Annotated in this window: 13 protein-coding genes, 1 pseudogene and 1 riboswitch; of the genes and pseudogenes, 4 read left to right on the forward strand and 10 right to left on the reverse strand. The window is 70.5% G+C overall.

All coding sequences use genetic code 11. The features are described 5' to 3' along the window. Positions 1–9: 9 nt before the first annotated feature. Positions 10–930 (forward strand): annotated as a pseudogene (locus tag FHW79_RS00185) (NAD(P)-dependent oxidoreductase); the annotation flags it as partial. Positions 931–996: 66 nt separating this feature from the next. Here FHW79_RS00185 and FHW79_RS00190 read toward each other — a convergent pair. From FHW79_RS00190 to FHW79_RS00200, 3 genes are all read right to left on the reverse strand, one after another. Next, entirely contained in the window at positions 997–1,746 is a 750-nt protein-coding gene (locus tag FHW79_RS00190) for an ABC transporter substrate-binding protein (RefSeq protein WP_183177152.1), read from the reverse strand. A 199-nt stretch (positions 1,747–1,945) separates the two neighbouring features. Then, positions 1,946–2,545 carry a 3,4-dihydroxy-2-butanone-4-phosphate synthase gene (gene ribB / locus FHW79_RS00195; protein WP_211108067.1) on the reverse strand — a complete coding sequence of 200 codons (600 nt, stop codon included), beginning with the start codon at positions 2,543–2,545 and terminating at the stop codon, positions 1,946–1,948. Positions 2,546–2,772: 227 nt separating this feature from the next. Further along, positions 2,773–2,925, reverse strand: a riboswitch (FMN riboswitch). Positions 2,926–2,988: 63 nt separating this feature from the next. Beyond that, on the reverse strand, positions 2,989–4,677 hold the full coding sequence (locus FHW79_RS00200; RefSeq protein ID WP_183177154.1) for an alpha-amylase family protein: 1,689 nt from the start codon (positions 4,675–4,677) through the stop codon (positions 2,989–2,991). A 216-nt stretch (positions 4,678–4,893) separates the two neighbouring features. Here FHW79_RS00200 and FHW79_RS32330 point away from each other — a divergent pair, with 216 nt between their 5' ends. After that, entirely contained in the window at positions 4,894–6,084 is a 1,191-nt protein-coding gene (locus tag FHW79_RS32330; protein ID WP_211108039.1) for a calcium-binding protein, read from the forward strand. On the opposite strand, the gene rsmD is transcribed toward FHW79_RS32330, so the two are convergent. Genes rsmD through FHW79_RS00220 form a run of 3 tightly spaced genes read right to left on the reverse strand, consistent with a single transcriptional unit; the run spans position 6,075 to position 8,124 of the window. Further along, positions 6,075–6,665, reverse strand: a complete 591-nt coding sequence (rsmD, locus tag FHW79_RS00210; RefSeq protein WP_183177155.1) for a 16S rRNA (guanine(966)-N(2))-methyltransferase RsmD — start codon at positions 6,663–6,665, stop codon at positions 6,075–6,077. The two genes, FHW79_RS32330 and rsmD, sit on opposite strands and share 10 nt — an antisense overlap. Continuing rightward, positions 6,646–7,854, reverse strand: a complete 1,209-nt coding sequence (locus tag FHW79_RS33475) for a pseudouridine synthase (protein WP_348984004.1) — start codon at positions 7,852–7,854, stop codon at positions 6,646–6,648. Before FHW79_RS33475 ends, rsmD begins: the two co-directional genes overlap by 20 nt. Before the next feature lie 60 nt (positions 7,855–7,914). Next, positions 7,915–8,124 carry a dodecin gene (locus tag FHW79_RS00220; RefSeq protein WP_014239544.1) on the reverse strand — a complete coding sequence of 70 codons (210 nt, stop codon included), beginning with the start codon at positions 8,122–8,124 and terminating at the stop codon, positions 7,915–7,917. Positions 8,125–8,237: 113 nt separating this feature from the next. Here FHW79_RS00220 and FHW79_RS00225 point away from each other — a divergent pair, with 113 nt between their 5' ends. Continuing rightward, on the forward strand, positions 8,238–8,672 hold the full coding sequence (locus FHW79_RS00225) for a nucleoside deaminase (protein ID WP_183177699.1): 435 nt from the start codon (positions 8,238–8,240) through the stop codon (positions 8,670–8,672). Here the strand turns inward: FHW79_RS00225 and FHW79_RS00230 are convergent. Genes FHW79_RS00230 through purD form a run of 3 tightly spaced genes read right to left on the reverse strand, consistent with a single transcriptional unit; the run spans position 8,656 to position 10,622 of the window. Beyond that, the gene (locus tag FHW79_RS00230; protein WP_183177156.1) at positions 8,656–9,012 is read right to left on the reverse strand and encodes a DUF86 domain-containing protein; all 357 of its coding nucleotides are present in this window, start codon (positions 9,010–9,012) and stop codon (positions 8,656–8,658) included. The two genes, FHW79_RS00225 and FHW79_RS00230, sit on opposite strands and share 17 nt — an antisense overlap. Then, positions 9,009–9,305 carry a nucleotidyltransferase family protein gene (locus tag FHW79_RS00235; RefSeq protein WP_183177157.1) on the reverse strand — a complete coding sequence of 99 codons (297 nt, stop codon included), beginning with the start codon at positions 9,303–9,305 and terminating at the stop codon, positions 9,009–9,011. The genes FHW79_RS00230 and FHW79_RS00235 overlap by 4 nt, the downstream gene beginning before the upstream one ends. A 30-nt stretch (positions 9,306–9,335) precedes the next feature. Beyond that, a complete protein-coding gene (purD, locus tag FHW79_RS00240) occupies positions 9,336–10,622 on the reverse strand; it encodes a phosphoribosylamine--glycine ligase (protein ID WP_183177158.1) in 1,287 nt (428 codons plus the stop codon). Positions 10,623–10,697: 75 nt separating this feature from the next. Here purD and xseA point away from each other — a divergent pair, with 75 nt between their 5' ends. Beyond that, positions 10,698–12,311, forward strand: a complete 1,614-nt coding sequence (xseA, locus tag FHW79_RS00245) for an exodeoxyribonuclease VII large subunit (RefSeq protein ID WP_183177159.1) — start codon at positions 10,698–10,700, stop codon at positions 12,309–12,311. A gap of 143 nt (positions 12,312–12,454) precedes the next feature. Here the strand turns inward: xseA and pyrC are convergent, their stop codons facing one another. Further along, entirely contained in the window at positions 12,455–13,510 is a 1,056-nt protein-coding gene (gene pyrC / locus FHW79_RS00250; protein ID WP_183177160.1) for a dihydroorotase, read from the reverse strand. Between the last annotated feature and the right edge of the window lie 71 nt (positions 13,511–13,581).

The following is a 13,581-nucleotide window of genomic DNA, read 5'->3' on the forward strand; positions in this document are numbered from 1 at the left end:
ACCGGGCCTTCCTCTCCTTCTTCCGTTCAGGAAAGTGATACGGCCATGATGACGGTGGGCTTTGTCGGCCTCGGTTCCATGGGCATGCCGATGGCGTGCAACCTGCTGGCCCGCGGCTTCGCGCTGCGCGGTTTCGACGTTCGGCGCGAGAGCGTCGCGGCCCTGGAGGCCCGCGGCGGGCGGGGGGCGGACAGCGCCGCCGCCGCCGCCGAAGGGGCCGACGCCCTGGTGCTGATGGTGGTCAACGCCGCCCAGGCCGAGTCCGTCCTGTTCGACCAGGGCGCTCTGGACCGCCTGCCGGACGGCGCCACGGTGATCCTGATGGCGACCTGCCCGCCGGACGCCGTCGCCGCGCTCGCCGCGCGGGTCGAGGCGGCGGGGCGGCGCTTCGTGGACGCCCCGGTGTCGGGCGGGACGGTCGGGGCGGTGGCCGGGACGCTCTCCATCATGGCGGCGGCTCCGGCGGCGACGCTGGAGCGGGTGCGCCCGGTCCTGGCGGCGATGGGCGACAAGGTCTTCCACGTCGGCGGGGCGCCGGGGCAAGGCGCCACGGTGAAGACCGTCAACCAGCTGCTGTGCGGCGTCCACATCGCCGTGGTGGCGGAGGCCTTCTCGCTGGCCGCCAAGGCCGGAGTCGATCTGGCGGTCCTGCTGGAGATCATGAGCGGTTCCGCCGCGTCGAGCTGGATGCTGAAGGACCGCGGCCCGCGCATGCTGGAGGCCGAGCCGGGCATCACCAGCGCGGTGGACATCTTCGTCAAGGACCTCGGCATCGTCCTGGAGGCCGGGCGCGGCGCCAAGGCCGCATTGCCGCTGGCCGCCGTCGCCCACCAGATGTTCCTCTCCGCCTCCGGGCGCGGCGAAGGCGCGATGGACGACAGCCAGGTGATCCGCAGCTATCACCTCCTCAACGGCGTCACGCCGGGGTGAGGCGCCCCCAACGCCGGCAACCGCAAAACCGGTCCAGGCGGGACGGGTGTGCGGTCATCGCCTTCCCTACCGCTCCCACCGGCGGACGATGGCGTCGATGGTGCCGTCCCGCTTGAGCTTTTCGTAGGCCGCCTGCAACCGCTCGGCCTTGTCCGCGCGCAGTTTGGGGACGGATATGTAGCGCGGCACCATGGCCAGCGGCTTGGGCAGGATCTTCACCGAACCCGTCCGGCCCTCGCTGTCGGCCAGGTATCGCAGCACCTGAAGGTCGCCGGCGATGGCATCGACGCGGCCGATAAGCAGGCGGCGGAAGGACACGACGTTGCTGCTGCTGCGGACCTTCTCGAACAGGGCGGATTTGTCGAATTCGGGAGTGTACTCGAAGCCGTCGACGACGCCGATCCGCAGACCCTGCAAATCGTCGATGCGCGCGTAGGTGATCTCCGAATTGCTGCGGACCATGAGCACGGTCGCCCCGACGCGATAGGGTCCGATCAGATGACCCCGCTCCAGGCGGCGCGGCGACGTGAAGAATTGAAAGGCGACGTCCACCTCGTTCTCGTCGTGCGCGCGCACCACCTCCGGCCAGGCCATGGGGCGGTGAACCGGGTAGACGCCGATGTCCTTCAGCATGGCATCGACGATCTCCGTGTCCATTCCCGTCCGCTTGCCGCGCTCGGTGAAATTGTACGGCGGGAAATAGTCTTCGGACGCGACCGTCCAGTTTTCCGCGCGCGCCGGGGCCGAAGCCAGAAGCAAGGCGGCGACCAGCAGTCCCCCCACCGTCGCCAGACACGCGCGCACCCTCGTCCTCATCAACCGTCTCCGCTCACATCCTGACATCACCTGTCGCCGGGCACCGCGTACAGGGCAATACGGTCGTCCTCAATGGGAAAAGAGCGGGCGGGTGTGATATCGCAGCGGCGACGGCGCACGCCGCTTCCTTCCGGGTGCTGAGGGGACCGGCCCCGCCCGCGAACGGGAAGAGCCGGCCCCACTCATCCGTGCGGGCCGGTCAGGCGGCGGAGCGCAACCGCATCGCCCCGACCAGATCCTCGATGGTCACCACCGGCATGCCCTGACGCTCAGCGAAGGCGACCAGCTCGGGCAGGCGGGCCATCGTGCCGTCGGGGTTCATCACCTCGCACAGCACCCCCGCCGGACGGCGCCCGGCCAGGGTGGTCAGCTCGATGGTCGCCTCGGTGTGGCCGCGCCGCGCCGCCAGGCCCCCGGCGTGGGCGCGGATCGGGAAGACGTGGCCGGGCCGGGCGAGGTCCTCCGGCCGGCAGCCGTCGGCGATGGCGGTGCGGATGGTGGTCACCCGGTCCGCCGCCGACACGCCGGTGGACACGCCTTCCCGCGCCTCGATGGAGACGGTGAAGGCGGTGCCGAAGCGCGCCGTGTTGCTGCCGACCATGGGCGGCAGGTCGAGGCGGCGCGCGTCGGCGTCGGTCAGGATCAGGCAGACGATCCCCGACCCTTCGCGGATCAGCAGGGCCATCTGTTCGGCGGTGATGGTTTCGGCGGCGTAGATCACGTCGCCTTCGTTCTCGCGGTCCTCGTCATCCACGACGACCACCCCGCCGCCCTGGCGGATGGCGTCCACGGCGCGCATCACCCGTTCCTCGGCGGTGCCGAAGCGGTCGAGAAGGCCGGCGGAGGCGGGGGTGCTGGCAAAGGTCTGATTCACGGTTCTCACTCCGGTTGGGGCGAGCCTGAATCAGGGCGCAAAGAGACTTCCGGCGGCGCGCGGGATGCTCCGCGCGGACCAACCGTCGCAGGCCGCCGCACGCGCCCCACGCGCCACGCCAGGCGCGACGCGCGGACCACGGTCGATGACCGGCTCGTCCTCTTCCATCCGGACTGTCACCGTCGGCTCCGGCCTTGAACCAGATCTGCTGACCTCCCCGCCTGACGGCCGGGAGCGCTCGCGGGCTCCCCCTCGTGCGAGGGGCTACCGCCGGTCGGGATTTTCACCCTGCCCTGAGAACAAGCGTCTGTTTGCCGCCCCCGGGATGGGGACGGCGCCGCCAGCGTCCCCCGGCGGGCCGGGAAAAGTCAAGACCGCTTCGCCCCGCCGACCGGCCCTTCCGTCCGGCGCAGCAGATAGTCCAGCCCGCCCAGCCGGTACCAGCGGTAGCCGTAGGGCTCCAGCACAAGGCGGTGCCGCCCGTCCTCCTCGGGGTCGTTGTGGTCCTCCGCCAGCAGATTGACCAGCCGCGGCGATTTCCCCTCGCCATCGACCGCCAGCGCGACCTCGTGGGGGCGGTCGTCGAGGTTGTGGACGACGAGCACCGAGTTGTTCCGCCAGTCGTAGCGGATCGCCAGCACCGCGTTCGATCCGGTGGGCAGAACCTGGAAGTCGCCCCAGCCGATTTCCGGGCATTCCTTGCGCATGCGGATGATGCGCTCGGTCCAGTTCAGCAGGGCCGAGGGATCGCGGCGCTGGTGGGCGGCGTTGATCCGCTCATAGCCGTAGGCACCGCCGCTGATGACCGGGTGCACGGGGTCGTCCGCCTTGGTGAAGCCGCCCTGCGGCTCGTCCGACCACTGCATCGGGGTGCGGGCGCACTCGCGTTCCGGCAGGGACAGGTCGTCGCCCATGCCGATCTCGTCGCCGTAGCGCAGGACCGGCGTGCCGGGCAGAGTGAACAGCAGGCTGTAGGCCAGTTCCAGCCAGCGCCGGTCGCCGCGCAGCATCGGGGCCAGCCGCCGCCGAATGCCGCGGTCGTAGAGCTGCATGTCCTTGTCCGGCCCGAACGTGTCGAACACGCGCTTGCGCTGCGCCTCGGTCAGGCGGCCGAGGTCCAGCTCGTCGTGGTTGCGCAGGAACAGGCCCCACTGGTTGGTGCTGGGGCGCGGCACCCGGGTCACGTCCAGCGCCTTGGCCAGCGGCCGCGTGTCCGCCGTCGCCAGGGCGTAGAACAGGTGCTGGTTGACCTGGAAATTGAAGACCATCTGCATGCGGTCGCCGTCGTCGCCGAAATACTCCTGGTCGACGGTCGGCAGCACGTTGGCCTCGGCCAGCAGCACGGCGTCGCCGCACCGCCACTGCACGAACTCCCGGAAGGTGCGGAGCATGTCGAACTGCTGCTTTGGCTTCTTCACGTCCGGCCCCTTGGCCGCGATGACGAAGGGCACGGCGTCCATGCGGAAGCCCGACACGCCCAGCTCGATCCAGAAGCCCATCACCTTCAGCAGTTCGGCCTGCACCTCCGGGTTGGCGGTGTTCAGGTCCGGCTGGAACTCGTAGAAGCGGTGGAAGTAATAGGCGCGGGCCTCCTTGTCCCAGCTCCAGGTCGTCTTCTGCACGCCGGGAAAGACGACGCCCTCGTCGGCGTCGGCCGGCTTCCTGTCCGACCAGACGTACCAATTCCGGTAAGGGGACTCCGGGTCCTTGCGCGCGGCCTGGAACCAGGGGTGCTGGTCCGACGTGTGGTTGACCACCAGGTCGATGATGACGCGGATGCCGCGCTGCTTGCAGGCGTGGCTGAACTCCACGAAGTCGCCCAGCGTGCCGTAGCGCGGATCGACGTTGTAGTAGTCGGCCACGTCATAGCCGTGGTCGCGCATCGGCGACGGCTGGAACGGCCCCAGCCAGAGGCAGGTCACGCCCAGCCCCTGCAGATAATCCAGCCGGCGCTGCAAGCCCTGGAAATCGCCGATCCCGTCGCCGTTGGCGTCCATGAAGGTGCCGACCGACAGGTTGTAGATGACCGCGTTCTTGTACCAGAGATCCTTGATCATGGCCCGCCCCCCGCACCGGACGCGGCGCCCGCCGCCGCTCGTCCTAGGCCATAACAGGGCCGACCGGCCGAGGTCCCGCCACCCCGCCGCGCCAACCGTAAGGGGGTGTCCTACACCCTTAGGAAAAAGGTTAATGTATAGTTAAGGTCACAAGAAAGCCTTCAATCCTGCCCGCATGATGTCCCCCAAGACGCACAGAACCAGGGGAATCGTGCCATGAAGCGTGCCATGCGCCAGAACGCCGCCCGGAACGGGGCCGCCCAGAGCACCTCTACCCAGACCACCACGACGCAGGCCGTCAGCTACAGCTACGGGAACAACGCCGGCACCCTGGCGGCGGCTCCCGCGGCGCCGGTTCCCACCAGCTTCGCCCCGGTGACCATCAACTACGCGGAGACGCGGGCGGATGGCGGGTTCGGCTGGGACGTGAAGTACGACCTCGCCTTCGACGGCACGGCCTTCACCGTGCAGACCCGCATCCATCTGACCGGCGACGACGCCGGCGCGCTGAAGCAGGTCTGGGAGCAGGGGATCGAGGGCATCTGGGGCGACAAGTACAGCCTGTCGGACGGCACCAGCAGCTACGCCATCCGCTTCGACGTGCAGTTCGTGGCGGCCGGGAACCAGCATTACGACGTGAACGTCAGCAACAGCTACGGGCGCTGCGACATGCTGAACTGGTGCACCCAGACCGACTGGGGCCCCGATTACCAGGACGAGCTGGCGGCCCACGAGTTCGGCCACATGATCGGCGCCTTCGACGAGTATGCGGGCGGGGCCACCTACGGCAACTTCGCCGCCACCGGCACCATCATGTCGGACCTGACCCCGACGCTGCGCCCCAACTACATGAACTCCATCGACTATTACGCCGAACAGTTCACCGGCCGGACCTTCGAGATCGTCGAGATCCCGAAGAACCTGACGCTGACCGGCAACACCTGGGCCGACAGCCTCTACGGCGGGGCGGGCAACGACACGCTGAGCGGACTCAGCGGCAACGACCAGCTGTTCGGCGGGGCCGGCAACGACCTGCTGTGGGGCGACGCCGGCAACGACACGCTGCGCGGGCAGGCCGGCAACGACGCGCTGCACGGCGGCTCGGGCGCCGACCTGCTGATGGGCGACGAGGGGAACGACACGCTGTGGGGGGATGCCGGCAACGACACGCTGTGGGGCGGCGCCGGGGCGGACCTGTTCGTCTTCACGCGCGGCGGCGGCCAGGACCGCATCGCCGACTTCAGCCCCGCGCAGAACGACCGCATCCAGATCGCGTCCAACATGACCTACCGCCTGGGATCGGACGGGAGCGGCAGCGCCCTGCTCGACTTCGGCGGCGGCGACCGGCTGACCCTGGCCGGCATCACCCCGATCCAGGTCGCCTCGTCCTTCTTCACCTACGGCTGAGGCAGCCCCGCATCGGACGACCGGTAGCGCAGGAACTGGACGCGGGTGTCGCCGTAGCGGCGCTCGTCCAGCTCCGCGAAGCCGGGCGGCAGGGGCAGCGGGTCGCGCCCGGCGACCTCGACCACCAGGACGGCGCCGGGGGCCAGCCAGCCGGCCTTCGCCAGCCCGGCCAGCGCCCGCGGCGCCAGATCCTGGCCATAGGGCGGGTCGAGGAAGGCCAGCGTGCAGGGGCGGAGCGGCGGCGGGGGGCGGGTGGCGTCGGCGCGCAGGACCGCGGCGTTCGCCCCCTCCCCCAGCGCCGCGACGTTGGCCCGAACGGCGTCGAGCGCGGCGCGGCCCAGGTCGAGGAAACTGGCGTGGGCGGCCCCGCGGGACAGCGATTCCAGCCCCAGGGCGCCGGTTCCGCAGAAGGCGTCCACGACCACGGCGCCCTCCAGCAGGTCGGCGCCGTCCGGCCCCCAGTCGGCGTGGGACAGGATGTTGAACAGGGATTCGCGGGTGCGGTCTGTGGTCGGCCGCGTGTCGCTCCCCCCCGGGGCGGCCAGCCGCCGCCCACGGTGCTTACCGCCGACGATCCGCACGGGTCCGCTCCGGCCCCCGGCCGCCGCCCTCGGACGACGCGCCGCCGCCGCGCGGCTTCGGCCCCGGCTTGCCGCCGCCGGGCCTGCCACCCTTCAGCGTCAGCGTGCCGGGCTTGCCCGCCGGCTTGCCGTCCGGTTTGTTGGGAGCGGGCTTGCTGGAGGCGGCTTTGCCGGAAGCGTAGCCGCCCGAGGCCGGCTTGGCCGGGCCGCGCCGGTCGGACGCGGCCTTCGGCTCCGCCTTGGCCCAGCCGGCCTTGGCGTCGCGCGGCTTGGAGGCCTTCGCCGGGGCGGCGGAACGGCCCTTCGCGCCTTCGGCGCCGGCGCTCTCACTCTTGGCGGCCTTGGCGGCGGCGGTCTTGCCGGCGCCCTTGGCCTTGCCCTCCTCCGCCGGATCGGCGCCGGTGAAGAAGCGCGACACCTGCTCCCGCACCACGCGCTTCGGCACCTCCTCGACGGCGCTCTCCTCCAGCTTGCCGAGCTGGAAGGGGCCGTAGGCGACGCGGATCAGCCGGTTCACCTGGAGGTCCAGCGCCTCCATCACCTTGCGGATCTCGCGGTTCTTGCCTTCCTTGAGGCTGACGGTCAGCCAGGCGTTGCGGCCCTGGATGCGGTCCAGAACGGCTTCGATGGGACCATACTTCACCCCGTCGATGGTCGGTCCCTTCGCCAGCTCGGCCAGCTTCACCTCGTTCACCTCGCCGAAGACGCGCACGCGGTAGCGGCGGGTCCAGCCGGTGGCCGGGAGTTCCAGGAAGCGGGCCAGTTCGCCGTCGTTGGTGAGCAGCAGCAGCCCTTCGGTCGTCAGGTCAAGCCGACCGACCGAGATGACGCGCGGCATGTCCGGCGGCAGCCGTTCGAAGACGGTGGTACGGCCCTTCTCGTCGCGCGCGGTGGTGACCAGCCCGGACGGCTTGTAATAGCGCCACAGCCGCGCCGGCTCCGGCTCGGGGATGACCTTGCCGTCCACCTGAACGACGTCGCCGGACCGCACGACGCAGGCCGGGCTGTCCAGGGTCGTGCCGTTGACGGCCACGCGGCCGTCGGTGATCCAGCGCTCGGCGTCGCGGCGCGAGCATAGGCCCGCGCGCGCCAGCCGCTTGGCGATGCGCTCGCCGGCATCGGGCTCGCCCGCGTCCGCATCGGCGGCACCGGGCATGGCTTTGGAAGGGTCGAAATCGGGGGTGTCCATGGGCACGGACCATAGGGCTTGCAAGCCCCGCCCGCAACCCACGGCACAAGGTCCCCGCCGTTATTCTTCGAGGCGGAAGCCGACCTTCATCACCACCTGGAAGTGGGCGACCTTGCCGCCGCTGACGTGGCCGCGGATTTCGCCCACCTCGAACCAGTCCACGTTCTTCAGCGTCTTGGACGCCCGCTCGATGCCGTTGCGGATGGCGTCGTCGATGGTGGTCTCGGCGGTGCCGACGATTTCCACCTTCTTGTAGACATGGTTGCTCATGACCGTCCTCCCTGTTTCGTCCGATGCTTAACAACGCCGGAAGGCGTTCCGCGGCTTGACGAAAACAGGGACCGCCGGGCAGGGTGCCCCGCATGAGCCGCCCCCCCTCCCCCATGGACATCGCCTTCGACGAGGCCGAAGCTGCCGCTTCCCGCGGGGAGGTGCCGGTGGGTGCCGTGCTGGTCGATCCGGCGACCGGCGCCGTGCTGGCGCGCGCCGGCAACCGGACCGAGGAGTTGAACGACCCCACCGCCCACGCCGAGGTGCTGGCGATCCGCGCCGCGTGCGCGGCCTTGGGCGAGCCGCGCTTGCCGGGGCTGGACCTCTATGTGACCCTGGAGCCCTGCGCGCTGTGCGCCGCGGCGATCAGCTTCGCCCGGCTGCGGCGGGTCTATTTCGGCGCCTACGACCCAAAGGGCGGCGGGGTGGAGCATGGCCCCCGCTTCTACCACCAGCCCACCTGCCACCACGCCCCGGACGTCTACGGCGGCATCGACGAGACACGGGCGGGGGAGATGCTGAAGGCGTTTTTCAGGGGGCGGCGTTAGGGTCTTTCATACTCTCGTTCAGGATGGCAGCGATCCGGTTATCCACATCGGGAAGCCTGTGTACGACCACGTCCCATACGATGGCCAGATCGACACCCAGATAATTGTGGATCAGCACGTCGCGAAGCGCCGCCATGTTCCCCCACGGCACATCGGGATGGCGCGAGCGCAGGTCCGGCGAAAGCTTCTTCGTTGCTTCGCCGATAATCTCCAGGTTGCGGATGACGCCGTCCTGAAGGAGCGTGCGGGTGAAAAAGTCGTCGCGCCCGGTGGCCGTATACTCCATCACACGGCGGATGGCCTCGCGGATGTGTTCCAGATAAGCACGGTCCGCGGTCACAGGGATCGCGCCGATTGAAGAATTCCGTCGCGCATGTAAGGCGACAGGCCACGCTCCGTCACCACATCAACGGCAGCGCCGGTTCGTTCCTCCAAAGCGTGCTTCAATTCGATCAGGTCGAACAAATCCCGCCCTGGTTCCAACTCCACGAGAAGGTCCAGGTCGCTGTCGGGCCGTGCCCTCCCCGTGGCACGGGAGCCGAAGACGCGCAGGTTGCTGGCCCCAAAGCGGGAAGCCAGAGCCTTGATGTCTTCGGCTGACACGCCAGCCGGCAGTTGGAGCGCCGTTGCCATGCCCCACTATAGCGTCAAAGCGGGGCGCCGTCAGCGGCCCACCGCCCGCCAGCCGATGTCACGGCGGCAGAAGCCGTCCGGCCAGTCCAGCGCGTCGACGCCCTGATAGGCGCGCTTCTGCGCCTCGGCCACGGTCGGCGCCTTGGCGGTCACGCCCAGGACGCGCCCGCCGGTGGACAGCACCCGGCCGTCGGAAAGCTTGGTGCCGGCGTGGAAGACGGTCACGCCCTCCACCGCGTTGGCGGCCTCGAAGCCCTTGATCTCCGTGTTCTTCACATAGTCGCCGGGGTAGCCGTTCGCCGCCATGACGACGCACAGCGCCGTCTCGTCGTGCCAGCGCAGGTCGATGTTCTTCAACTGGCCGTCCGCCGCCGCGATCAGCGCGGCCAGCGCGTCGGACTTCAGGCGCATCATCAGCGTCTGGCATTCCGGATCGCCGAAGCGGACGTTGAACTCCAGCGTCTTCGGCACCGGCTTGCCGTCGGCGTCCTTGCCGATCATCAGGCCGGCGAACAGCACGCCCTTGAAGGGGCGGCCCTCCGCCGCCATGCCCTTGACCGTCGGCTCGACGATCTCGCGCATCACGCGGGCCTGGAGGTCCGGGGTCAGCGCCGGGGCTGGGGAGTAGGCGCCCATGCCGCCGGTGTTCGGACCGGTGTCGCCGTCGCCCACAGCCTTGTGGTCCTGGGCGGACGCCAGCGGCAGCGCCGATTCGCCGTCGCACAGCGCGAAGAAGCTGACCTCCTCGCCGTCCAGGAACTCCTCGACCACCACCTCGGCCCCGGCGGCGCCGAAGCGGCCCTCGACCAGGGCCTCGTCGATGGCGGCGAAGGCCTCCTCCTCGGTGCGGGCGACGGTCACGCCCTTGCCGGCGGCCAGACCGTCGGCCTTGACCACGATGGGGGCGCCGTTCTTGCGGACGAAATCCTTGGCGGCCTCGACGTCCTTGAAGCGGCCATAGGCGGCGGTCGGCACGCCGTACTTGGCCAGGATGTCCTTCATGAAGCCCTTGGAGCCCTCGAGCTCCGCCGCCGCGGCGCTGGGGCCGAAGGCCTTGATGCCGATGGCGGTCAACTTGTCGACGAGGCCGAGCACCAGCGGCCCTTCCGGCCCGACGACCACGAAGTCGATGGCCTTGTCCTGGGCGAAGCGGACCAGGGCGTCCACGTCCTCGGCGCCGATGGCGACGCATTCGGCCACGTCCGCGATGCCGGCGTTGCCCGGCGCGCAGTAGAGCGTGTCGCACAGCGGCGAGTTCTGAATGGCCCAGCACAGCGCATGCTCGCGCCCACCCGACCCGACCACCAGGACTTTCATGGCACCTCGTCCTTCCACGCTTGTTGCCGACACCGCGCCTTGTATCATGGTGCCGCCATGACTCAAGACCTTGATATGACCTCTCCGCTGATCGCCCCCGAGCCGCGCCCCGGCTCGAACCTGCCGGAATTCTCGGTGGGCGACCTCGCCCGGCGCCTGAAGCGCAGCATCGAGGAGGAGTTCGGCTTCGTCCGCGTGCGCGGCGAGATCTCCCAGCCCAAACGCCACAGCTCCGGCCACTGCTACCTCCGCCTGAAGGACGACACGGCGGTGATCGAGGCGGTGTGCTGGCGCGGCACCGCCTCGAAACTGGCCGTCCAGCCGGCGGAGGGGCTGGAGGTCATCGTCACCGGGCGCATGACGACCTACCCCGGACGCTCGCAATACCAGCTCATCATCGAGTCGATGGAGCTGGCCGGCGAAGGCGCCCTTCTGAAGATGCTGGAGGAGCGCAAGAAGCGCCTCGCGGCGGAGGGGCTGTTCGACGCGGGCCGCAAGAAGCCCATCCCCTTCCTGCCCGACGTGATCGGCGTCGTCACCTCGCCCACCGGGGCGGTCATCCGCGACATCCTGCACCGGCTGCACGACCGTTTCCCGCGCCGGGTCCTGCTCTGGCCGGTCGCCGTCCAGGGCGAGCGGGCGGCGGCGGAGGTCACCGCGGCGATCGAGGGCTTCAACCGCATCGCCCCCGACGGCCTGGTGCCGCGCCCGGACCTGCTGATCGTGGCGCGCGGCGGCGGCTCGCTGGAGGACCTGATGGCCTTCAACGAGGAGAACGTCGTCCGCGCCACGGCGGCCAGCCGCATCCCGCTGATCTCCGCGGTCGGGCACGAGACCGACACCACCCTGATCGACTTCGCGTCCGACCGCCGCGCCCCCACCCCCACCGCGGCGGCGGAGATGGCCGTGCCGGTGCGGGCGGAGCTGCTGGCCCAGGTGCTGGACGACGAGCGGCGCATGGTCGGCGCCGCCACCCGGATGCTGGCCGAGCGGCGGACGCGGGTGGAGGGACTGGCCCGTGGCCTCGGCGATCCGCGCGCCCTGCTGGAAAGCCACGCCCAGCGGCTGGACGACCGGGCGGAGCGGCTGGCGCTGGCCGCCGCCTCGCTCCTTGACCGCCGCCGCACCCGCCTGAACGAGCTGGGCGCGGCGCTGCGCCACCCGCGCGAGAAGCTGGCCGAGGCCGGGCAGCGGCTGGCGTCGGAGTCCCGCGCGCTCGACGGCGCGCTGCGCCACGCCGTCGCCGCCGCGCGCGGCCAGTATGAGCGGGTGAGCGGGCGGCTGACGCTCGGCCCGATCCGGGTGAAGTTCGGCGACGGCAGCCGGCGGCTGTCCGACCTGTCGCCGCGCCTGGGCCGCAGCTACGGCAAGGCGGTGGAGGAGCGCGCGGCGAGGCTGACGGCGGTGGGGCAGCTTCTGGAAAGCTACTCCTACAAGGGTGTCCTGGAGCGCGGCTTCGCCCTGGTGCAGTCCGGCGACGGCCGGCCGCTGACCAGCGCCGCCCAGGCCACGCCGGGTCTGGCGGTGTCGCTGGTCTTCGCGGACGGCCGGGCCGCCGCGACGGTTGACGGCGGCCCGCGGGTGGAGGCGCCGCCCGCCGCCGCACCGGAGCCGAAGCCCAAGGCGGCCAAGGCCAAGCCGGAGCCAAAGAAGCCGCAGCGCCCGCCGACACAGGGGAGTTTGTTCTAAGGCTAAACCTTGCCCCCACCCTAACCCTCCCCCGCTATCGCAGGGGAGGGGACGGACGCCGCTTCGCTAAAATCTCCCTCCCCTGCGCAGCGGGGGAGGGCCGGGGTGGGGGCAACCGCAGCAGCAACGCCCGCGCCGGCGCCTCAAGCCGCCCCGACAAAACTCCAGCGGGTCGTCTCGCCGCTGCGGAAGGGCAGCACGGCCTCGCCGTCCGCGGTCAGCACAATGTCCGGCGCCGTGGAGGGCGTGCGCTCCAGCACCACCTTGTCCTCGTTGACCGGCAGGCCGTAGAAGCGCGGGCCGTTCAGGCTGGCGAAGGCCTCCAGCTTGTCCAGCGCGCCCGCTTCGTCGAAGGCTTCCGCGTAGAGTTCCATGGCGTTGGCGGCGGTGAAGCAGCCGGCGCAGCCGCAGGCGCTCTCCTTCGCGGTCACCGTGTGCGGGGCGGTGTCGGTGCCGAGGAAGAACGGCCCCTCGCCCGAAGTCGCCGCCTCAACCAGCGCCACGCGGTGCGTCTCACGCTTGGCGATGGGCAGGCAGTAGAGGTGCGGGCGGATGCCGCCGGCGAACAGGTGGCTGCGGTTGATCAGCAGGTGGTGCGCCGTGATCGTCGCCCCGACCCGGCCGGAAGCGGCGTGCTCGCGCACGAAGGCAACGGCCTCCGCGGTGGTCGCGTGCTCCAGCACCACGCGCAGCGCCGCGTAGCGCTCCAGCAGCGGGCCGAGGGTGCGCTCCAGGAACACCGCCTCACGGTCGAAGATGTCGACATGGGCGTCGGTCACCTCGCCGTGGATCAGCAGCGGCATGCCGATCTCCGCCATGCGCTCCAGCACCGGGGCGATCTTGCCGAGGTCGGTCACGCCGTGGGCGCTGTTGGTGGTGGCGTTGGCCGGGTAGAGCTTGGCGGCGGCGAACACGCCGTCCTCGAAGCCCTGGGCCAGATCGTCGGCGTCGGTGCCGTCGGTCAGATAGGCGGTCATCAGCGGCGTGAAGGCGTGGCCCTCCGGCAGGGCGGCCAGGATGCGCTCCCGGTAGGCCACGGCGTCGGCCGTGCGGGTCACCGGCGGCTTCAGGTTCGGCATGATGATGGCGCGGCCGAACTGGTGGGCGGTGAAGGGCAGCACCGCCTTCAGCATGGCGCCGTCGCGCAGGTGCACATGCCAGTCGTCGGGACGGCGGAGGACGAGACGGTCGGTGGGCATGGCGGCTCCGGGGCACAGAATTCTGAGATTCCGTGAGTTCTAGCCCCTTCCGACCGCAGGCTCAATGTCGG

Origin of the sequence: Azospirillum sp. OGB3 (assembly GCF_014192915.1) — a bacterium.
Classification (GTDB): domain Bacteria; phylum Pseudomonadota; class Alphaproteobacteria; order Azospirillales; family Azospirillaceae; genus Azospirillum.